At 55.0% G+C, this 20024-nt stretch carries 18 protein-coding genes and 2 tRNA genes; 5 read left to right on the top strand and 15 right to left on the bottom strand.

Annotation, left to right across the window (positions count from 1 at the left end):
- Positions 1-115: 115 nt before the first annotated feature.
- The 6 genes from truB to K5R89_RS00450 form a co-directional block, all read right to left on the bottom strand.
- Positions 116-1060 (bottom strand): tRNA pseudouridine(55) synthase TruB, encoded by a 945-nt coding sequence (truB, locus tag K5R89_RS00475; RefSeq protein WP_023291116.1) that lies wholly within the window; start codon positions 1058-1060, stop codon positions 116-118.
- Positions 1060-1461 carry a 30S ribosome-binding factor RbfA gene (gene rbfA, locus K5R89_RS00470; RefSeq protein ID WP_002918248.1) on the bottom strand — a complete coding sequence of 134 codons (402 nt, stop codon included), beginning with the start codon at positions 1459-1461 and terminating at the stop codon, positions 1060-1062. Before rbfA ends, truB begins: the two co-directional genes overlap by 1 nt.
- A gap of 102 nt (positions 1462-1563) precedes the next feature.
- Complete coding sequence (gene infB, locus K5R89_RS00465; RefSeq protein ID WP_004206173.1) at positions 1564-4254, bottom strand: translation initiation factor IF-2; 2691 nt, start codon at positions 4252-4254, stop codon at positions 1564-1566.
- A 24-nt stretch (positions 4255-4278) separates the two neighbouring features.
- Positions 4279-5766, bottom strand: a complete 1488-nt coding sequence (gene nusA / locus K5R89_RS00460; RefSeq protein ID WP_002918252.1) for a transcription termination factor NusA — start codon at positions 5764-5766, stop codon at positions 4279-4281.
- 27 nt (positions 5767-5793) lie between these two features.
- The gene (rimP, locus tag K5R89_RS00455) at positions 5794-6246 is read right to left on the bottom strand and encodes a ribosome maturation factor RimP (protein WP_002918364.1); all 453 of its coding nucleotides are present in this window, start codon (positions 6244-6246) and stop codon (positions 5794-5796) included.
- A 208-nt stretch (positions 6247-6454) separates the two neighbouring features.
- Positions 6455-6531 (bottom strand) — tRNA-Met (locus K5R89_RS00450).
- A 307-nt stretch (positions 6532-6838) separates the two neighbouring features.
- On the opposite strand from K5R89_RS00450, the gene argG reads away from it, so the two are divergent.
- The 3 genes from argG to K5R89_RS00435 all read left to right on the top strand — a co-directional run bounded on the left by argG (position 6839) and on the right by K5R89_RS00435 (position 9884).
- A complete protein-coding gene (gene argG, locus K5R89_RS00445; protein WP_004144895.1) occupies positions 6839-8182 on the top strand; it encodes an argininosuccinate synthase in 1344 nt (447 codons plus the stop codon).
- A 172-nt stretch (positions 8183-8354) separates the two neighbouring features.
- The gene (locus K5R89_RS00440) at positions 8355-8984 is read left to right on the top strand and encodes a winged helix-turn-helix transcriptional regulator (RefSeq protein WP_023291118.1); all 630 of its coding nucleotides are present in this window, start codon (positions 8355-8357) and stop codon (positions 8982-8984) included.
- Between the two features lie 348 nt (positions 8985-9332).
- Positions 9333-9884: a YfaZ family outer membrane protein gene (locus tag K5R89_RS00435; protein ID WP_032454172.1), complete on the top strand. Its 552-nt coding sequence runs from the start codon at positions 9333-9335 to the stop codon at positions 9882-9884.
- Between the two features lie 42 nt (positions 9885-9926).
- On the opposite strand, the gene K5R89_RS00430 is transcribed toward K5R89_RS00435, so the two are convergent.
- From K5R89_RS00430 to rlmE, 7 genes are all read right to left on the bottom strand, one after another.
- Positions 9927-10175, bottom strand: a complete 249-nt coding sequence (locus K5R89_RS00430; RefSeq protein WP_072420646.1) for a hypothetical protein — start codon at positions 10173-10175, stop codon at positions 9927-9929.
- A 297-nt stretch (positions 10176-10472) separates the two neighbouring features.
- Positions 10473-10559 (bottom strand) — tRNA-Leu (locus K5R89_RS00425).
- A 9-nt stretch (positions 10560-10568) separates the two neighbouring features.
- Positions 10569-10898 (bottom strand): preprotein translocase subunit SecG, encoded by a 330-nt coding sequence (gene secG / locus K5R89_RS00420; RefSeq protein WP_002918369.1) that lies wholly within the window; start codon positions 10896-10898, stop codon positions 10569-10571.
- A 229-nt stretch (positions 10899-11127) separates the two neighbouring features.
- Entirely contained in the window at positions 11128-12465 is a 1338-nt protein-coding gene (glmM, locus tag K5R89_RS00415) for a phosphoglucosamine mutase (protein ID WP_004206179.1), read from the bottom strand.
- Positions 12458-13306: a dihydropteroate synthase gene (gene folP / locus K5R89_RS00410; protein ID WP_050533700.1), complete on the bottom strand. Its 849-nt coding sequence runs from the start codon at positions 13304-13306 to the stop codon at positions 12458-12460. The genes glmM and folP overlap by 8 nt, the downstream gene beginning before the upstream one ends.
- Positions 13307-13402: 96 nt before the next feature.
- Positions 13403-15337: an ATP-dependent zinc metalloprotease FtsH gene (gene ftsH / locus K5R89_RS00405; protein WP_004206183.1), complete on the bottom strand. Its 1935-nt coding sequence runs from the start codon at positions 15335-15337 to the stop codon at positions 13403-13405.
- 99 nt (positions 15338-15436) lie between these two features.
- Positions 15437-16066: a 23S rRNA (uridine(2552)-2'-O)-methyltransferase RlmE gene (gene rlmE / locus K5R89_RS00400; RefSeq protein WP_008806638.1), complete on the bottom strand. Its 630-nt coding sequence runs from the start codon at positions 16064-16066 to the stop codon at positions 15437-15439.
- Positions 16067-16189: 123 nt separating this feature from the next.
- On the opposite strand from rlmE, the gene yhbY reads away from it, so the two are divergent.
- A complete protein-coding gene (gene yhbY / locus K5R89_RS00395; protein ID WP_002918374.1) occupies positions 16190-16483 on the top strand; it encodes a ribosome assembly RNA-binding protein YhbY in 294 nt (97 codons plus the stop codon).
- Between the two features lie 152 nt (positions 16484-16635).
- Here yhbY and greA read toward each other — a convergent pair whose 3' ends face one another.
- Positions 16636-17112 (bottom strand): transcription elongation factor GreA, encoded by a 477-nt coding sequence (gene greA, locus K5R89_RS00390; RefSeq protein WP_002918375.1) that lies wholly within the window; start codon positions 17110-17112, stop codon positions 16636-16638.
- Positions 17113-17347: 235 nt separating this feature from the next.
- Here greA and dacB point away from each other — a divergent pair, with 235 nt between their 5' ends.
- The gene (gene dacB / locus K5R89_RS00385; RefSeq protein WP_023291122.1) at positions 17348-18781 is read left to right on the top strand and encodes a serine-type D-Ala-D-Ala carboxypeptidase; all 1434 of its coding nucleotides are present in this window, start codon (positions 17348-17350) and stop codon (positions 18779-18781) included.
- Between the two features lie 52 nt (positions 18782-18833).
- On the opposite strand, the gene cgtA is transcribed toward dacB, so the two are convergent.
- A complete protein-coding gene (gene cgtA, locus K5R89_RS00380; protein ID WP_004206186.1) occupies positions 18834-20012 on the bottom strand; it encodes an Obg family GTPase CgtA in 1179 nt (392 codons plus the stop codon).
- Between the last annotated feature and the right edge of the window lie 12 nt (positions 20013-20024).

The following is a 20024-nucleotide window of genomic DNA, read 5'->3' as shown; positions in this document are numbered from 1 at the left end:
TGCCGATCTCTAATTCAGCGACCCCTGATGCAACGCCCGAAAATGTTAAAACACTTTAGCGGACGTTAAGCGGCGATATTCTACTCGTAGCAGGCTTTTATCGCAAGAAAAGCGCTTACGCCGGGTATTCCACCACCAGACGACGCGGCGCCACGCGGCCTTCATCGTCAATTTCGCCCATGCCGAGAAACTTGCCGGATTCGCTTTCCATCACCCGCACCAGCCCGTTAAGCGGCGCGCCTGACTGACGTACCGGGTTGCCGTTTTTAAAGTAGACCGCGGAGGTCTCCGGGATCGTCACCAGCGGATAGTCCGACGCCGGGCTGTCCATGGGCATCAGCAGCGGATCGAGCAGCTGCGCGGCAGGAATATCCTGCGCCGCCGCCTGATCGACCAGCGCCTGCAGCTGCTCGAGGGTCACCATCCGCTCAACCGGGTATTTGCTCACCGCCAGGCGACGCAGGAAAATCACGTGCGCGCCGCAGCCGAGCTTCTCACCTAAATCATCGATAATCGTCCGGATGTAGGTGCCTTTCGAGCAGTGGATCTCCAGCTCCAGTTCATCGCCTTCATGGCGAATAAACAGCAGCTCATAAACGGTAATCGGCCGAGCTTCACGCGGGACCTCAATCCCCTGACGGGCATATTCGTACAGCTTCTTGCCCTGATATTTCAGCGCCGAATACATCGACGGCACCTGCTGCGTCTCGCCGCGGAAGCTGTCCAGCGCCGCCGCCAGCTGTTCGTCGCTAAAGGTCAGCGGGCGCTCTTCCACCACCTGGCCATCGGCATCGGAGGTATCGGTGCGCTGGCCAAGTTTAGCTATCACGCGGTAGCGCTTATCGGAGTCCAGCAGGTATTGGGAAAACTTGGTCGCTTCGCCAAGGCAGATCGGCAGCATACCGGTCGCCAGCGGATCCAGCGCGCCGGTGTGTCCGGCGCGGTTGGCGTTATATATACGCTTTACTTTCTGCAGCACATCGTTGCTGGAGGCGCCCTGAGGCTTATCCAGCAGCAATACGCCGTGCACGTCGCGGCCGCGACGACGAGGACGACTCATCAGTCCTCCTTGCTGTCGTCCGGGTTCACACGACGCTCATCGTCGTGTTTCACCACGCTGGTGACCAGGTTGGACATACGCATCCCTTCCACCAGTGAGTTGTCGTAGAAGAAGGTCAGCTCCGGCACGATGCGCAGGCGCATCGCTTTCCCCAGCAGAGAGCGGATAAAGCCAGAGGCTTCCTGCAGCGCTTTGATGCCCGCTTTCACCGCGGCTTCATCTTTGTCGTTGAGGAAGGTGACATACACCTTGGCATAGGCCAGGTCACGGGACATTTCCACACCGGAAACGGTGGTCATCATGCCCAGACGCGGATCTTTAATTTCACGCTGCAGGATGATAGCAATCTCTTTTTGCATCTCCTGGGCCACGCGCTGCGGGCGACCAAATTCTTTCGCCATAATAAATTCTCCAGAATAAAGACAAAAAAGGGGCCTAAAGCCCCTTTTTAAAATGATTGCCGGGTGGCGCTTCGCTTCCCCGGCGGCTTAGCCATCCGATGATTAATCGATGCTACGCTGGATTTCGATGATTTCGAACACTTCGATCATATCGCCAACGCGAACGTCGTTGTAGTTCTTCACACCGATACCACATTCCATGCCGTTACGGACTTCGTTAACGTCATCTTTGAAGCGGCGCAGGGATTCCAGCTCGCCTTCATAGATAACCACGTTGTCACGCAGCACGCGGATTGGGTTGTGACGTTTGATCGTCCCTTCGGTAACCATACAGCCCGCGATGGCGCCGAATTTCGGCGATTTAAAGACATCACGCACTTCAGCCAGACCGATGATCTGCTGTTTCAGTTCCGGAGACAGCATGCCGCTCATCGCCGCTTTCACTTCGTCGATCAGGTTATAGATGACGGAGTAGTAACGCAGATCCAGGCTTTCCGCTTCGATAACTTTACGTGCAGAGGCATCGGCACGAACGTTGAAGCCAACCAGAATCGCGTTGGATGCTGCAGCCAGGGTGGCGTCGGTTTCGGTGATACCACCTACGCCGGAACCGATGATCTTCACTTTCACTTCGTCGGTAGACAGTTTCAGTAAGGAATCGGAAATCGCTTCGACAGAACCCTGTACGTCCGCTTTCAGCACGATGTTCACTTCGTGAACTTCGCCTTCGGTCATGTTAGCGAACATGTTTTCCAGTTTAGATTTCTGCTGACGCGCCAGCTTAACTTCACGGAATTTGCCCTGACGATACAGCGCCACTTCACGCGCTTTTTTCTCGTCACGAACCACGGTCACTTCATCACCGGCAGCCGGCACACCGGACAGGCCGAGGATTTCCACCGGAATAGACGGACCCGCTTCCAGCACTTCGCGACCCAGTTCGTCACGCATCGCACGCACACGACCGTATTCGAAGCCGCACAGAACGATATCGCCCTTGTGCAGAGTACCTTCGCGAACCAGAACGGTAGCGACCGGACCACGACCTTTATCAAGGAAGGATTCGATCACCGCGCCGCTCGCCATCCCGTTACGGACCGCTTTCAGCTCGAGCACTTCAGCCTGCAGCAGGATCGCGTCCAGCAGGTCGTCGATACCGGTACCGGCTTTCGCGGAGACGTGGACGAACTGGCTCTCGCCGCCCCACTCTTCCGGCAGGATGCCGTACTGGGACAGTTCGTTCTTCACACGGTCCGGATCGGCTTCAGGCTTATCGATCTTGTTCACCGCAACCACCACCGGCACCTGCGCCGCTTTGGCGTGCTGGATAGCTTCGATAGTCTGCGGCATCACGCCGTCGTCTGCCGCCACCACCAGAACCACGATATCCGTCGCCTGCGCACCACGAGCACGCATGGAGGTAAACGCGGCGTGGCCCGGGGTATCCAGGAAGGTGATCATGCCGTTGTCGGTTTCTACATGGTAAGCACCGATGTGCTGGGTAATACCACCCGCTTCGCCGGAAGCAACCTTAGTGGAACGGATGTAGTCCAGCAGCGAGGTTTTACCGTGGTCAACGTGACCCATGATGGTCACAACCGGTGCGCGCGGTTCAGCCGCCGCGCCGGTGTCACGATCGCTCATTACCGCTTCTTCCAGCTCGTTTTCACGACGCAGGATAACTTTGTGGCCCATCTCTTCGGCAACCAGCTGTGCGGTTTCCTGGTCGATGACCTGGTTGATGGTCGCCATGGCGCCCAGCTTCATCATCGCTTTGATGACCTGCGAACCTTTCACCGCCATCTTGTTAGCCAGTTCGCCAACGGTGATGGTTTCGCCGATCACGACGTCACGGTTAACGGCCTGCGCCGGCTTCTGGAAGCCCTGCTGCAGAGCGGAACCTTTACGGTGCTTACCGCCTTTGCCGCCGCGAACGGCCGCACGGGCTTCTTCACGATCGGCTTTAGATTCAGCGTGTTTGTTGCCTTTCTTCGCCGGACGCGCCGCTTTGCTGCTACGGCTGCGGCCGCGGCCGCCTTCGACTTCACGATCGTTATCATCTTCAGCCTGACGAGCATGCTGTGACGTGGTGACGTGATAGTCGCTGGTGTCTTCCGGGCTGTCTGAAGTTTCAGACCAATTTTTTTCGTTTTCTTCTGCCATACGGCGTGCTTCTTCCGCTACACGGCGCGCTTCTTCTTCAAGTTTGCGGCGTGCTTCTTCTTCCGATTTGCGCTTCAGTTCCGCGGCTTCGTTCTCGCGACGGATCTTTTCAGCCTGGGCGGTTTTGGTCATTTCGTCGGTATGTTGATTGCTCACTTTGTCTTTTTCCGCAGCTTCACGTTTCGCTTTATCAGCGACTTCACGTTTAGCTTGTTCTGCGGCCTCACGTTCAGCTTTTAATTGCGCCTCGCGTTTCGCTGCTTCTTCAGCTTCACGACGGGCCTGCTCTTCCGCTTCACGCTGCGCCTGCTCTTCCGCGGCCAGGCGTTCAGCCTCTTGCGGATCGCGTTTCACAAAGGTGCGTTTCTTGCGGACTTCGATTTGTACCGATTTACTCTTTCCACCGGTACCTGGAATATTCAACGTACTGCGCGTCTTACGCTGTAACGTCAGCTTGTCTGGCGCCGAACCGTGCTCACGGTTCAGGTGCGTCAACAAAGTTTGTTTCTCTTGCGAGGTCACAGAATCATCAGCCGTTTTGCGGATGCCTGCGTCAGCAAATTGCTGTATCAGGCGATCCACAGAGGTCTGAATCTCTGAGGCCAGCGCTTTAATAGTCACATCTGTCATGCTGTTCCTTCCTGCTACAGTTTATTACGCTTCGTCGCCGAACCAACAAATGTTGCGAGCGGCCATGATGAGCTCGCCAGCTTTCTCGTCGGTCATCCCTTCGATATCAGCCAGGTCATCAACGCCCTGCTCGGCGAGATCTTCCAGCGTACAAACACCACGGGCAGCCAGTTTGAATGCCAGGGCACGATCCAGACCTTCGAGATTCAACAGATCATCGGCAGGTTTGTTATCTCCCAGGCTTTCTTCCTGAGCCAGCGCCAGCGTAGTCAGTGCGTTTTTCGCACGCTCACGAAGTGCTTCAACGGTGGCTTCATCCAGACCGTCGATTTCCAGCAGTTCTTTCATCGGCACATAGGCCAGCTCTTCCAGTGAGGAGAAGCCTTCTTCAACCAGCACTGTCGCGAAATCTTCATCAATATCGAGATATTTGGTGAAGGTATCGATAGCGGCATGCGCTTCCGCCTGGTGCTTAGCCTGCAGATCGTCAACGGTCATCACGTTGAGTTCCCAGCCGCTAAGCTGCGAGGCCAGGCGGACGTTCTGACCGTTACGGCCAATCGCCTGCGCCAGGTTGCCCGCTTCTACCGCGATATCCATGGTGTGTTTATCTTCATCCACCACGATGGACGCGACGTCTGCCGGCGCCATAGCGTTAATCACGAACTGCGCCGGGTTATCATCCCAGAGGACGATATCGATACGCTCGCCGCCCAGCTCGGTGGATACCGCCTGCACGCGCGCGCCGCGCATACCGACGCAAGCGCCAACCGGGTCGATACGCTTGTCGTTGGTTTTCACCGCGATTTTGGCACGAGAGCCCGGATCGCGAGCTGCCGCTTTGATCTCCAGCACTTCTTCACCGATTTCCGGCACTTCGATGCGGAACAGTTCGATCAGCATCTCAGGTTTGGAACGGGTCACGAACAGCTGGGCGCCACGCGCTTCCGGACGGACGGCGTACAGTACGCCGCGAATGCGGTCGCCCGGACGGAAGTTTTCACGCGGCAGCATATCTTCACGCAGGATCACGGCTTCAGCGTTGTTGCCCAGATCCAGAGTGATGTTGTCGCGGTTCACTTTTTTCACCACGCCGGTGATGATCTCACCTTCGTGCTCGCGGAACTGATCGACCACCATCGCGCGCTCGGCTTCGCGAACTTTCTGCACGATAACCTGTTTAGCGGTCTGGGTGGTGATGCGGTCGAAGGTGACAGATTCAATCTGATCTTCGACGTAGTCGCCTACGTTCATGCTTTCATCTTCGAAACGCGCGGCTTCCAGCGTGATCTCGCGCGTCGGCTGGGTGACTTCTTCTACAACCAGCCAGCGACGGAAAGTGTCGAAATCGCCGCTCTTGCGGTCGATTTCAACGCGAACGTCGATCTCTTGTTCGTATTTTTTCTTGGTGGCCGTTGCCAGCGCGCTTTCCAGCGCTTCGAAAATTTTCTCACGCGGCAGCGCTTTTTCGTTGGAAACGGCTTCAACAACAGCCAAAATTTCTTTGTTCATCGGGGCCTTTCACCTCAATCCAGACTGTTAAAAGTGGGGAACCAGGTTCGCCTTCTGGATGTTACTCAGCGCGAACACTTCATCTTTGCCTTCGACGGTTACCGTGATCATTTCACCGTCTACCGCTTTGATAATGCCCTGCCATTTGCGACGGTTCTGAACCGCCATGCGCAGCACCAGCGCAACTTCTTCGCCAGTGAAACGTTGATAGTGTTCGGCGGTGAACATCGGACGGTCGAGACCAGGCGAAGAGACTTCCAGGTTGTAAGCGACAGTGATCGGGTCTTCGACATCCATGACGGCGCTTACCTGGTGGCTCACATCAGCACAATCATCAACGTTGATGCCATCTTCACTATCAATATAGATGCGCAGTGTGGATGTGCGACCGCGAATAAATTCGATGCCGACCAGCTCAAAGCCAAGCGCTTCAACCGGCGCAGTGAGCATCTCTGTCAATTTTTGCTCTAATGTGGACAAACCCACCCCCAAGACATAAAAAAAGGGCGTATAGCCCAGTTATTCTGAAGTCAGATAACAAAAAACCCCGATAAATCGGGGCTTTAGATAACTGAACCCTGAGATCGCCATGGCGATCTGGAACACCTTCCGCAAGAATTCTTTCAAATTCGGCTACGAAGGACACCTAGTCCTCACAGTATATTTGAAAAAGTACTTAATGGGAAAGTGGTTGCGGGGGCCGGATTTGAACCGACGACCTTCGGGTTATGAGCCCGACGAGCTACCAGGCTGCTCCACCCCGCGCCTGAAACGTGGCATATTTTACTCTTTTTGAGCAAAAGACGCAAATACTGCTGGGATTTGGTACCGAAGACGGGACATAAAATCGGGATGAATTGTAACGACAATTAGTATATTTTGTCAACATGCATTTTATCGCCCCCGATTGCCGTTTGTGCTGGTATTTCAGGCTTTTTTAGCAAAAAGATGATGAAGCCCTTCCTGTCACCAGTAAAAGATGGTTAAATGAATACTCACAATTAATGCATAAAAATGCAGTTAAGGTTGTTGAGTCGAACTCACCACAGTCTATCGAGCAGGGTTTTATTTTATGACGACGATTCTCAAGCATCTCCCGGTTGGTCAACGTATTGGTATCGCTTTCTCTGGTGGACTGGATACCAGCGCCGCGCTGTTATGGATGCGCAAAAAAGGCGCCGTGCCTTATGCATATACCGCTAACCTGGGTCAACCGGACGAAGACGACTACGATGCTATTCCGCGCCGCGCGAAAGAGTACGGCGCCGAAGGCGCCCGTCTGATCGACTGCCGCAAACAGCTGGTCGCAGAAGGGATCGCCGCGATTCAGTGTGGCGCTTTCCATAACACCACCGGCGGGTTGACCTACTTCAACACCACGCCGCTGGGCCGCGCGGTCACCGGCACCATGCTGGTAGCGGCAATGAAAGAAGACGGCGTCAACATCTGGGGCGATGGCAGCACCTATAAAGGCAACGATATCGAACGTTTCTATCGCTACGGCCTGCTGACCAACGCTGAACTGCAGATCTACAAACCGTGGCTGGACAGCGATTTCATCAATGAACTCGGCGGCCGTCACGAAATGTCCGAATTTATGATCGCCTGCGGCTTTGACTACAAGATGTCGGTCGAGAAAGCCTATTCCACCGACTCCAACATGCTCGGCGCTACCCACGAAGCGAAAGATCTGGAGTTTCTGAATTCCAGCGTCAAGATCGTCAACCCGATTATGGGCGTGAAGTTCTGGGACGAAAACGTGAAGATCCCTGCGGAAGAGGTCACCGTACGCTTTGAGCAGGGTCACCCGGTAGCGCTTAATGGCAAAACCTTCGCCGATGACGTCGAGATGATGCTGGAAGCCAACCGCATCGGCGGTCGTCACGGCCTGGGCATGAGCGACCAGATCGAAAACCGGATTATCGAAGCGAAAAGCCGCGGCATTTATGAAGCCCCGGGGATGGCGCTGCTGCATATCGCTTACGAGCGTCTGCTGACCGGTATTCATAACGAAGATACTATCGAGCAATATCACGCTCACGGTCGCCAGCTGGGCCGTCTGCTGTATCAGGGCCGCTGGTTCGATTCCCAGGCGCTGATGCTGCGTGATTCGCTGCAGCGCTGGGTCGCCAGCCAGATCACCGGCGAAGTCACCCTTGAGCTGCGTCGCGGCAACGACTACTCGATCCTCAATACGGTATCAGACAACCTGACCTATAAAGCAGAGCGTCTGACCATGGAAAAAGGCGATTCCATGTTTACCGCTGAAGACCGTATCGGCCAGCTGACCATGCGTAATCTGGATATCACCGATACCCGCGAGAAGCTGTTCGGCTACGCGCAGTCTGGCCTGCTGAGCGCCTCCTCAGCGACGGGTTTACCGCAGGTTGAAAATCTGGAAAACAAAGGCAAATAATCGCCTGACGATGTTTGCTCTCTGCCGGCGGCTCTCCGCCGGCTTTTTTATTTTTTGTTACCAGTCTGCACCAGAAAATTCGAAAAGAGGCATTATTTCCTTATCGCCTGGTCAGCAAAATTGTTGACTATAATATCCTCAATTGATTAATTCGTATCTGGTGATAAACATCATGAATATTAAACCGCCTATCAGGCCGCAAAAGGCCATTGACCGATTGATCGATGTGCTTGAGCCACACGCGACGCCCGTTAACGCGATCGCCAGAAAAAGACTTACGTGGGAATATAAAGGCAAAACCCAGCTCTTTATTTTTAAAAAAGGCGAGTTGTCGATTATTCGTAATTCCGACAGGCTCTTGATGGTGACCGTCTATGAACCCCACCTTTTCGGCGTGGCGGAAATGCTGCAGCCCAGCCGCAGTCATAGCCTGCGTGCAGAGGTCTCATCCGAGCTGCTGCGTATCGACTACGATCTGGCGTCGGCGCTATTTCGTCAGCATAATCTGTGGGAAGAAGTGACAATCCTGCTGGCCTATCATACCTCGTATATGGTGTATCGTGACGATCTGGTCTTGCAACAGCGAACCTATTCGGTGATCCGTAACCATCTGCTGGAAATGATGCTCTTAACCGAAGAGACACGACAGCGCGTATCTATTCTTGAATATATTCAGGACCGGACTCATCTCTCACGCAGCAGTATTCTTAATGTCTTGTCAGCCTTAAAGAAAGGCGGTTATATTGCCTTTGCCCGGGGGGGTTATTTACAAAGCATTGCCTCACTTCCTGAAAAATTCTGACTCGCGCCAACCTCTGTCATTTGTGGCTATTCATCTCACAGCTGAAGTTGTTTAAATTTAAACCAATAAACGCTAACGGTAACAAAAAAATAATTTTAAGCTAAATACCTGAGTTACCGGAGGACATCCTGTGCCGGGCACGACCAGCAGACAGCCATACAAGGCGTGCATCGCCGGGCCTGCGCAGGTGCAGGATATGCCGCCGGCAATCGGCCAGGCGTGAGCAGCGGTAGCGGGAGTTGATCCCCTCTCCTACCGCCTGCTCGACCATAACGATGAGATCCAAAAACCCGTTAATTTTGCCCGAACACCCGTATCGGGCTTTTTTTTATCTGAAGGAATTCAACAATGAAGTCTATTGCTCCAAAAATGGTAGCCCTGATGATCGCCGTGGGGGCCAGCGGCGCCGCCTGCGCATCCGTTAATCTGCATGGTGAAGCCGGTAGCGAGTTTACCAATCTGTCTGCCAGCTTTGGCGCCGGGGAACCTGGAATGACGTTCAATACCCAGTGGGCGCATAGTGACAATGACGGCGACACCATTGGACTGGGTATGGGTTATAACTTCAACCTCGGGCCTTTCCTGATGACGCTGGGCGGTAAAGGCATCTATCTGAACCCTAAAGATGGGGATGAAGGCTACGCCATCGCCGCGGGTGGCGGAGCAGAGCTTCCTCTCGGCCAGTACTTCACGCTCTTCGGTGAGGGCTATTACTCGCCGGACTCGATGTCCAGCGGCGTCGATGATTATGTGGAGGCCAATGCCGGGGTACGCCTTAACGTGCTGCCGTCGCTGAATATCGAAGCAGGCTATCGATATATCGATATGGCGGGGAAAGACGGCCATCGCGACAACACCCTCGCCGACGGGGCCTATGCCGGGGTTAACTTCCGCTTTTAATCCATGCACAGGGATTGCCATCCGGCAGTCCCTGCTTCATTCTTAACTGGCCTGCGGCACGCTTTTCAGTACGCGGTTAATCTCCTGCAGGCCAGCAACATTATTCTCTTTGCGGTAAACCTCATTCATAGACGCCATCTGCTCCAGGCGGGTCAGAGCGCCATACACCTGATATGCCTCGCTGTGTCTGTCGAACACATCGCGGCGCTCAACATCCTGCAGATAATGACTTTTCAACGAATGGTTAAGGCGGCCAATCAGTGCCGTATTGTCCTGGAAATAGCGCGTCACCGCCTGGGCATTGTTCGCTGCAACGCCAGGCTCACTGTATGATACCGGTACGGTTAGCGCATTAATCGTCTCCACCGTTTTGGATGGCGATGTTGAACTGCATCCCGCTAAACCGAGCGCGCCGGCGACGATAAGCAACCCGATCTTGTTCATTGTGTCACTTCACCTCTGTTGATTAGACGTGGCGACTTTAACGACAGTAAAAGGCGGGAGCCAGTGAAGAGATGTTTATTAATAAATGACCAGTGGGGATAAAAACAAAAAAAGACGCTTTTCAGCGTCTTTTTTCTGGAATATTGGTACCGAGGATGGGACTCGAACCCACAAGCCCGTTAGGGCACTACCACCTCAAGGTAGCGTGTCTACCAATTCCACCACCTCGGTACAGAATACTTAGTGCGGGATATCGCTGGTCGGCTGAGCCGGCGCAGTTGGCTGAGTTTGCTCTGTTTTCGGCGCGCTCAGGTTATCCCACTCACTTCCTTTACTGGTCTTGTTGCTGTTGATGTTACCCAGCGCCAGACTGATGATGAAGAACAGCGCAGCCAGGATGCCGGTCATACGGGTCATGAAGTTACCAGAACCGCTGGACCCAAACAATGTGCCGGAAGCGCCTGCACCGAAGGAGGCTCCCATATCAGCGCCTTTACCTTGCTGCAGCATAACCAGACCTACGAGGCCAATCGCTACAATAAGGAAAACAACCAAAAGAGCTTCGTACATAATCAACCTGTTCCTTGCGGATTCGCCGCATACCAAGTGCTTCGACCAATAAAGCGGGACGTTTTAACGTTTCCCACTGAAGCGGGTGTGAATACTAACCAAAGCGAATGACCTTCGCAAGGGCAATTTCGACACATTGTATCAACTGCAGAAAAAAACAGCAAAAAGCCGGTGTTCGATCATAAAAAAGGCGGCAAGCGCCGCCTTTTTAACCACTTAGCCGACAAGCTTAGACGCTTTTTACCGCTTCGGCGATGCGATGCGCAAACTCGTGCACCTGATCTTCATGCTCGCCTTCCACCATAACGCGGATCAGCGGTTCCGTACCCGATTTACGCAGCAGGACGCGGCCACGCTTACCTAACGCCGCTTCCACTTCTGCGGTCACCGCTTTGACATGCTCATTCTCCAGAGGGTTACCGCTGCCCTCGGTAAAGCGCACATTCACCAGCAGCTGAGGGAACATCTTCATGCCGCTGCACAGGTCATGCAGGCTCATGTGGTTGCGTACCATCGCCGCGACCACCTGCAAACTGGCGACGATGCCATCGCCGGTGGTGGTTTTATCCAGCAGAATCACATGGCCGGAGTTTTCCGCACCGATGCGCCAGCCTTTTTCCTGGAGCATCTCCAGCACATAGCGGTCACCCACCTTAGCGCGGGCAAACGGGATGCCCAGCTGCTTGAGCGCCAGCTCCAGGCCCATATTGCTCATCAGCGTACCGACGGCGCCGCCGCGCAGCTGTCCCTGACGCAGCCCTTCCCGGGCGATGATGTAGAGGATCTGGTCACCATCGACTTTATTGCCTTCGTGGTCAACCATGATCACCCGATCGCCATCGCCATCGTAGGCAATGCCCAGATCGGCTTTTTCCGCCAGCACGCGCGCCTGCAGCGCCCGCACGTCGGTGGCCCCGACCTCTTCGTTGATGTTGAGGCCGTCAGGCTCGCAGCCCATCGCGATAACCTGGGCGCCCAGTTCGCGGAAAACATTGGGCGCGATGTGGTAGGTTGCGCCGTGCGCACAGTCCACCACCACTTTCAGCGTGGAGAGGCTCAGCTCGTTAGGAAAGGTGCCTTTACAAAACTCAATGTAGCGGCCCGCGGCATCGACGATGCGGCTGGCTTTACCCAGCTCAGCCGAGTCCACACAGGTGAGTTCTTTCTCCATTTCGGCTTCAATCGCCTCTTCCACATCATCCGGCAGCTTGGTGCCCTCAATGGAGAAGAACTTGATGCCGTTGTCGTAGAAAGGGTTATGTGAAGCGGAAATGACGATCCCCGCCTCGGCGCGAAAGGCGCGCGTCAGGTAGGCGATCGCCGGCGTTGGCATTGGCCCGGTGAACGACGCAGAGAGCCCCGCTGCCGCCAGCCCGGCTTCCAGCGCCGATTCCAGCATATAGCCCGAAATACGGGTATCCTTGCCGATGATAATTTTACGCGAGCCGTGACGCGCTAACACTTTGCCCGCCGCCCAGCCGAGCTTAAGCACAAATTCCGGAGTGATCGGCGCATCGCCGACGCGGCCACGAATACCATCGGTGCCAAAATACTTGCGGTTACTCATAACGTTTTTTTCCCTTAGCGGCGAGAGTGGCTTCCACCACGCGCAGCGCTTCTACCGTTTCTTTGACATCATGGACGCGGATAATCTGCGCGCCCTGCATTGCTGCAATGACGGCACACGCCAGGCTGCCGTTCAGCCGTTCCGACGGCCCGACGTTCAGCAACTGACCTACCATCGACTTACGCGACATACCGACCAGCAGCGGCAGACCAAAGTGATGAAACTCTCCCAGCCTGGCCAGCAGTTGATAATTGTGGGTGAGATTTTTACCGAAACCGAATCCCGGGTCGAGCAGCAATTTTTCTTTTGCGATCCCTGCCTGTTCGCAGCGCACGATGTGTTCATTAAAAAAGCACTCCACATCGGCGAAGACATCCTCATACTTCGGCGCCTCCTGCATGGTTTTCGGCTGTCCCTGCATATGCATCAGACACACCGGCAGCCCGGTTTCCGCCGCAGCCTGCAACGCGCCGGGTTCGGTCAGCGAACGAATATCGTTAATGATATGCGCCCCTGCCCGGGCGGATTCGCGGATAACCTCCGCTTTGGAGGTATCCACGGAGATCCACACCTCAAAGCGCTGGGCGATAGCCTCCACCACCGGGATCACCCGCGCAAGCTCCTCTTCCACGCTAACCTCAGCCGCCCCTGGCCGCGTCGATTCACCGCCGATATCAATGATGGTCGCCCCGGCGTTGATCATCAGATTGGCATGCTTCACCGCCTCAATCAGCGAATTATGGGCGCCGCCATCGGAGAAGGAGTCAGGCGTCACATTAAGAATACCCATCACGTGGGGGTGAGAGAGATCGAGGGTTGAGCCCTGGGCTACAAGTTTCATCACAAAATCCCTGAGACTGAAGAGGTTAAAAAAGAAAAACCCCGGAGCGGGCGCCCCGGGGTTTTAAGGTTAAAACAAGACATCAACAGCGGCAGCTTATTTGTCGCCCAGCTGCTCTGACATGGTGTTGCCCGGGTTCGGCGTACGCGGTTCATCGACCGGACGCGGCGCACGAGGCGTGCCATTGTTGTCAGAGTTGTTAGAAGAACCGGGTTCTTCCCAACCCGCTGGCGGACGAACATCGCGACGAGCCATCAGGTCGTCAATCTGCGGCGCATCGATGGTCTCATACTTCATGAGCGCATCTTTCATCGCGTGCAGAATGTCCATATTGTCGTTCAGCAGCTGGCGAGCACGACCGTAGTTACGCTCAATCAGCGATTTCACTTCCTGGTCGATGATACGCGCGGTTTCATCGGACATATGCTTCGCTTTCGCGACGCTGCGGCCGAGGAACACTTCACCCTCTTCTTCCGCGTACAGCAGCGGACCAAGTTTGTCGGAGAAGCCCCACTGGGTCACCATGTTACGCGCCAGGTTCGTCGCCACTTTAATGTCGTTAGACGCACCGGTAGAAACATGTTCCGGACCGTAGATAATCTCTTCCGCCAGACGACCGCCGTACAGGGTGGAGATCTGACTTTCCAGTTTCTGACGGCTGGCGCTGATCGCATCGCCTTCCGGCAGGAAGAAGGTCACACCCAGCGCACGACCGCGCGGGATAATCGTCACTTTGTGCACCGGATCGTGCTCCGGCACCAGACGACCGATAATCGCGTGGCCCGCTTCGTGGTAAGCGGTGGACTCTTTCTGCGCTTCCGTCATCACCATGGAGCGGCGTTCCGCACCCATCATGATTTTGTCTTTCGCTTTTTCGAACTCAACCATCGATACGACGCGTTTGTTGCCGCGGGCAGCAAACAGGGCCGCTTCGTTGACCAGGTTGGCCAGGTCCGCACCGGAGAAGCCAGGGGTACCGCGAGCAATGATTGCCGCATCGATATCCGGCGCCAGCGGAACGCGACGCATATGCACTTTCAGGATCTGCTCACGACCGCGAACATCCGGCAGGCCAACCACCACCTGGCGGTCAAAACGGCCCGGACGCAGCAGCGCGGGGTCAAGAACGTCCGGACGGTTAGTCGCCGCGATAACGATAATGCCTTCGTTACCTTCGAAGCCGTCCATCTCAACCAGCATCTGGTTCAGGGTCTGCTCACGTTCATCGTGACCACCGCCAAGACCGGCGCCACGCTGGCGGCCGACGGCGTCGATTTCATCGATGAAGATGATGCAAGGCGCTGCTTTCTTAGCCTGTTCGAACATGTCACGCACACGGGATGCACCAACACCGACGAACATTTCTACGAAGTCAGAACCGGAAATAGTAAAGAACGGCACTTTTGCTTCGCCAGCGATCGCTTTCGCCAGCAGCGTTTTACCGGTACCCGGAGGACCGACCATCAGGACGCCTTTCGGGATCTTACCGCCCAGTTTCTGGAAGCGGCTCGGCTCACGCAGGTATTCCACCAGTTCGCCGACTTCCTCTTTCGCTTCGTCACACCCGGCAACGTCAGCAAAAGTGGTTTTGATCTGATCTTCCGTCAGCATACGGGCTTTGCTTTTGCCGAAGGACATCGCGCCCTTTCCGCCGCCGCCCTGCATTTGCCGCATAAAAAAGATCCAGACGCCGATCAACAGCAGCATTGGGAACCAGGAGATGAAGATGGAAGCCAGCAGGCTTGGCTCTTCTGGTGGTTCACCAACAACTTTGACGTTTTTAGTCAACAGGTTATCGAGCAGCTTCGGATCGTTAACCGGAATGTAAGTCGTGTAACGGTTACTATCTTTCTTGGTAACGTTGATCTCACGTCCGTTGATACGCGCTTCGCGAACCTGGTCCTGATTGACCTCTTGCAGGAAGGTAGAATAATCCACCTTGCGGCCATTCGACTCGCTGGGCCCAAAGCTCTGGAATACTGACATCAGCACAACGGCAATGACCAGCCAGAGTATTAGGTTTTTCGCCATGTCACTCAAGGGATTAACCTCTTATTACAACTGTGTTAAAAACAGCGTCAGGATACGCTATATCCAGTTTCTTTCAAACTTTCATTTGAAATCTGCCGGTTATGGTTTACGCCCGGTCGCTACAATATACACTTCACGCGAACGAGCGCGGGAAGAGTCCGGCTTACGAACTTTGACCTTCGTAAACAGGGAGCGAATTTCTCGAAGATACTCATCGAAGCCTTCGCCCTGGAACACCTTCACTACAAAACTACCACCTGGCGCTAATACATCACGAGACATTTCAAGCGCCAGTTCTACCAGATACATCGCCCGGGGAATATCCACCGCCGGTGTTCCGCACATATTCGGCGCCATATCGGACATGACCACTTGTACTTTACTGTCGCCTACTCGCTCAAGTAACGCTTTCAGGACTAATTCATCACGAAAGTCGCCCTGAAGGAAGTCCACACCAACGATTGGATCCATTGGTAAAAGATCGCAAGCGATGATGCGGCCGCTGTTGCCGATCTGCGTGACCGCATACTGCGACCAGCCCCCGGGAGCAGCGCCGAGGTCAACTATCGTCATCCCCGGCTTAAAAATTTTGTCACTTTGCTGTATTTCATCAAGTTTAAACCAGGCACGGGAACGTAACCCCTTTTTCTGTGCCTGTTGAACATATTTATCGCTAAAGTGTTCCTGAAGCCAGCGGCTTGAGCTGGCAGAACGCTTTTTACCTGTCATTTAACATTCCCGTTCGGGTTCATCGTACTTTACTGCGTAAAAATCGACGCGGTAGTTTGGCGATATATGGGAGATGGCGGTAGAATGACCCGTTTTCAATCCCAACGTAAGCAAAAAAATACGATGAATCTGAGTACTAAACAAAAACAGCACCTGAAAGGTCTGGCACATCCGCTCAAGCCGGTAGTTATGCTTGGCAACAATGGTTTGACCGAAGGGGTACTGGCCGAGATCGAACAAGCGTTAGGGCACCATGAACTCATCAAGGTGAAGATCGCCTCAGAAGATCGCGAAACTAAAGCCTTGATCGTGGAAGCCATCGTGCGCGAAACCGGCGCCTGTAACGTACAGGTCATCGGTAAAACGCTGGTTCTGTACCGCCCAACGCCAGAGCGTAAAATCTCGCTGCCACGCTAAGAATATCCTCAATCCTGACACAACTTTGTGTAAAACGAGGGATTTCTGTGGCCAGGCGAGCAAAATGCCATGCTCGTGACGTTGATAAAAGGCCGCTATGCGGCCTTTTTCCTTTCTTTACAATCTATAAACATCGTAGCGGGAAATACGCCTTACAGGTATTCAACCTTGGTAATTTCGTATTCCACTTCCCCACCCGGTGTACGGATAGTCACGACGTCATCCTGCTCTTTACCGATCAGACCACGGGCAATCGGCGAGTTCACGGAGATCAGATTCTGCTTAAAATCAGCTTCGTCATCGCCCACGATACGGTAGGTCTGTTCCTCGTCAGTATCGAGGTTCAGCACGCTGACAGTAGAGCCAAAAATCACCCGGCCATTGTTCGGCATTTTGGTGATATCGATAACCTGCGCATTGGACAGCTTCGCTTCGATATCCTTGATACGCCCTTCGCAGAAGCCCTGCTGTTCACGCGCGGCGTGATACTCGGCATTCTCTTTCAGATCGCCGTGTTCACGGGCCTCAGCAATAGCGGCAATGATTTCAGGACGACGCACAGACTTCAGATAATCCAGTTCTTCGCGCAGTTTTTCAGCGCCACGTAAGGTCATCGGAATCGCTTGCATTAGTTATACCTCTTTATCATTCCTTCAGGAAACGGATAGCTCCGCTCCGCCACCTGTCCTGTCCACGGGCAGGACACGAGCAAAAAGAAACCGACCCGGGAAACACTCCCCAGGTCAGCAGCAATTTTTCATTTGATAGGTATTTTACCCCGAAGTTCATTATGGGTCATCGTTTACTTTACTGGGCGTTGCACCGTAGTATGACGGCCTGGCTTCAGGTTGTTAGCGCGAGATTATGCGATTTCCCAGATTTATCATCGGATTGACTGCCGGTATAGCGCTTAGCGCTCAGGCGGCGAATATTGACGAGTACATCACCCAGCTTCCCGCCGGTGCGAACCTTGCCTTTATGGCGCAAAAGGTCGGCGCATCGACGCCGGAAATCGACTATCACAGCCAGCAAATGGCGCTTCCGGCCAGTACGCAAAAGGTCATCACCGCGCTGGCGGCCCTGCTGCAGCTGGGTCCCGATTTTCGCTTCACCACCACGCTGGAAACCAAAGGCTCACTGGACGGCGGCGTGCTGAAAGGCGATCTGATCGCCCGCTTCGGCGGCGACCCGACGCTGAAGCGGCAGGATATTCGTAACATGGTGGCGACGCTGAAAAAAGCTGGCGTGCAGCGTATCGACGGCAATGTGCTTATCGATACCTCGGTCTTCGCCAGCCATGATAAAGCGCCGGGGTGGCCGTGGAACGACCTGACGCAATGCTTCAGCGCTCCGCCTGCGGCGGCGATTGTCGACCGCAACTGCTTCTCGGTCTCGCTGTATAGCGCGCAGAAGCCGGGCGATCTCGCCTTCATTCGCGTCGCCTCCTATTATCCGGTCACCATGTTCAGTCAGGTTCGCACCCTGGCGCGTGGCTCATCGGAAGCCCAGTATTGCGAACTGGACGTGGTGCCGGGCGACCTCAATCGCTATACCCTCACCGGCTGCCTGCCGCAGCGTAGCGAACCGCTGCCGCTGGCCTTCGCGATACAGGATGGCGCCAGCTACGCCGGGGCGATCCTTAAAGCGGAGCTGAAGCAGGCGGGGATCGCCTATAGCGGCACGCTGCTGCGTCAGACGCTGGCCAATGAGCCCGGCACGGTATTAGCCACCACCCAGTCGGCGCCGCTGCACGATCTGCTGCGGATCATGCTGAAGAAATCCGACAACATGATCGCGGATACCGTTTTTCGTACCATCGGTCATGCCCGGTTCGGCGTACCAGGGACCTGGCGGGCAGGGTCCGATGCCGTACGTCAGATCCTGCGTCAACAGGCTGGGGTTGATCTCGGCAACACCATCATCGCCGACGGCTCTGGCCTGTCGCGCCACAACCTGATCGCCCCGGCGACCATGATGCAGGTGTTGCAGTATATCGCCCAGCACGACACCGAGCTCAACTTCATCTCTATGCTGCCGCTGGCGGGCCATGACGGCTCGCTGCAGTATCGCGCCGGCCTCCATCAGGCGGGCGTCGATGGCAAAGTCTCGGCGAAAACCGGGTCGCTGCAGGGGGTTTATAACCTTGCGGGCTTCATCACTACCGCCAGCGGGCAAAAGGTGGCCTTCGTGCAATACCTCTCCGGCTACGCCGTGGAGCCAGCCGATCAGCGTAACCGCCGCATACCCTTGGTACGCTTTGAAAGCCGGCTTTATAAAGATTTGTACCAGAACAACTAAAAACAAAAGGGCCGCATCAGATGCGGCCCTTTTTGATCCAGAGAAGTCAGGATTAACGTTTGTAGATGAATTCAACGCCTTCTTCGTCGTCTTCGTCCCAGTCGTCATCCCAGTCTTCGTCATCTTCCACTTCGGCTTCGGCCTCTTCAAGCTGCTGACGGTGATAGTCGTCCCACATAAACTCGACTTTCTCCGGCTTCTGCTCCTCTTCCGCCTGCACGATGGGGTTTTCGATGATGAAGGTCATCACGTCCCAGCACAGATCTTTTACGCCCTGCTGGCTGGCGGCGGAGATCAGGTAGAATTTCTCTTCCCAACCCAGCGCTTCAGCAATCGCCTTCGCTTTAGCTTCGGCTTCCGCTTTGTCCATCAGGTCAATCTTGTTAAAGACTAACCAGCGCGGTTTGGAGGCCAGCTTCTCGCTGTATTTCTCCAGCTCGCCGATGATGATGCGCGCGTTCTCAACCGGATCGGAACCGTCGATAGGCTCGATGTCGATCAGGTGCAGCAATACGCGGCAGCGCTCAAGGTGCTTGAGGAAGCGGATGCCGAGGCCTGCGCCTTCCGCTGCGCCTTCAATCAGCCCCGGGATATCGGCGACCACAAAGCTCTTCTCATTGTCCATACGCACCACGCCCAGGCTTGGCACCAGGGTGGTAAACGGATAGTCAGCCACTTTCGGCTTGGCGGCGGAGACCGCACGGATAAAGGTGGATTTACCGGCGTTCGGCATCCCCAGCATTCCGACGTCCGCCAGCAGCATCAGCTCCAGCTGCAGGTCGCGCTTATCACCCGGCGTACCCATGGTCTTCTGACGCGGCGTACGGTTAACGGATGATTTAAAACGGGTGTTGCCCAGACCGTGCCAGCCGCCCTTCGCCACCATCAGACGCTGACCGTGTTTGGTCATATCGCCCATGGTCTCGCCGGTGCCCTGGTCGATAACCCGGGTCCCGACCGGCACTTTTACCGTCACGTCTTTACCACGCTTACCGGTACAGTCGCGGCTCTGGCCATTCTGCCCGCGTTCGGCGCGGAAAGATTTTTCAAAACGGTAGTCGATCAGGGTATTCAGGTTCTCGTCCGCTTCCAGCCAGACATCGCCGCCGTCACCGCCATCGCCGCCGTCCGGGCCGCCTTTCGGAATATATTTTTCGCGGCGGAAGCTTACGCAACCATTGCCGCCGTCACCTGCTACGACCAGGATCGTTGCTTCATCTACAAACTTCATTTTACTCTCCGT

Source organism: Klebsiella sp. TF21-TM, assembly GCF_019753495.1.
In the GTDB taxonomy this organism is placed as follows: Bacteria; Pseudomonadota; Gammaproteobacteria; order Enterobacterales; family Enterobacteriaceae; genus Klebsiella; species Klebsiella quasipneumoniae.
Note: the sequence above shows the minus strand (reverse complement) of the source record. Positions and strands in the feature narration are given on the sequence as shown.

Excerpts from the sequence above, each read along its gene's own strand:
- truB (WP_023291116.1), bottom strand. The coding sequence starts at position 1,060 with ATGAGTCGTCCTCGTCGTCGCGGCCGCGACGTGCACGGCGTATTGCTG.
- rbfA (WP_002918248.1), bottom strand. The coding sequence starts at position 1,461 with ATGGCGAAAGAATTTGGTCGCCCGCAGCGCGTGGCCCAGGAGATGCAA.
- infB (WP_004206173.1), bottom strand. The coding sequence starts at position 4,254 with ATGACAGATGTGACTATTAAAGCGCTGGCCTCAGAGATTCAGACCTCT.
- nusA (WP_002918252.1), bottom strand. The coding sequence starts at position 5,766 with ATGAACAAAGAAATTTTGGCTGTTGTTGAAGCCGTTTCCAACGAAAAA.
- argG (WP_004144895.1), top strand. The coding sequence starts at position 6,839 with ATGACGACGATTCTCAAGCATCTCCCGGTTGGTCAACGTATTGGTATC.
- K5R89_RS00440 (WP_023291118.1), top strand. The coding sequence starts at position 8,355 with ATGAATATTAAACCGCCTATCAGGCCGCAAAAGGCCATTGACCGATTG.
- K5R89_RS00435 (WP_032454172.1), top strand. The coding sequence starts at position 9,333 with ATGAAGTCTATTGCTCCAAAAATGGTAGCCCTGATGATCGCCGTGGGG.
- secG (WP_002918369.1), bottom strand. The coding sequence starts at position 10,898 with ATGTACGAAGCTCTTTTGGTTGTTTTCCTTATTGTAGCGATTGGCCTC.
- glmM (WP_004206179.1), bottom strand. The coding sequence starts at position 12,465 with ATGAGTAACCGCAAGTATTTTGGCACCGATGGTATTCGTGGCCGCGTC.
- folP (WP_050533700.1), bottom strand. The coding sequence starts at position 13,306 with ATGAAACTTGTAGCCCAGGGCTCAACCCTCGATCTCTCTCACCCCCAC.
- ftsH (WP_004206183.1), bottom strand. The coding sequence starts at position 15,337 with ATGGCGAAAAACCTAATACTCTGGCTGGTCATTGCCGTTGTGCTGATG.
- rlmE (WP_008806638.1), bottom strand. The coding sequence starts at position 16,066 with ATGACAGGTAAAAAGCGTTCTGCCAGCTCAAGCCGCTGGCTTCAGGAA.
- yhbY (WP_002918374.1), top strand. The coding sequence starts at position 16,190 with ATGAATCTGAGTACTAAACAAAAACAGCACCTGAAAGGTCTGGCACAT.
- greA (WP_002918375.1), bottom strand. The coding sequence starts at position 17,112 with ATGCAAGCGATTCCGATGACCTTACGTGGCGCTGAAAAACTGCGCGAA.
- dacB (WP_023291122.1), top strand. The coding sequence starts at position 17,348 with ATGCGATTTCCCAGATTTATCATCGGATTGACTGCCGGTATAGCGCTT.
- cgtA (WP_004206186.1), bottom strand. The coding sequence starts at position 20,012 with ATGAAGTTTGTAGATGAAGCAACGATCCTGGTCGTAGCAGGTGACGGC.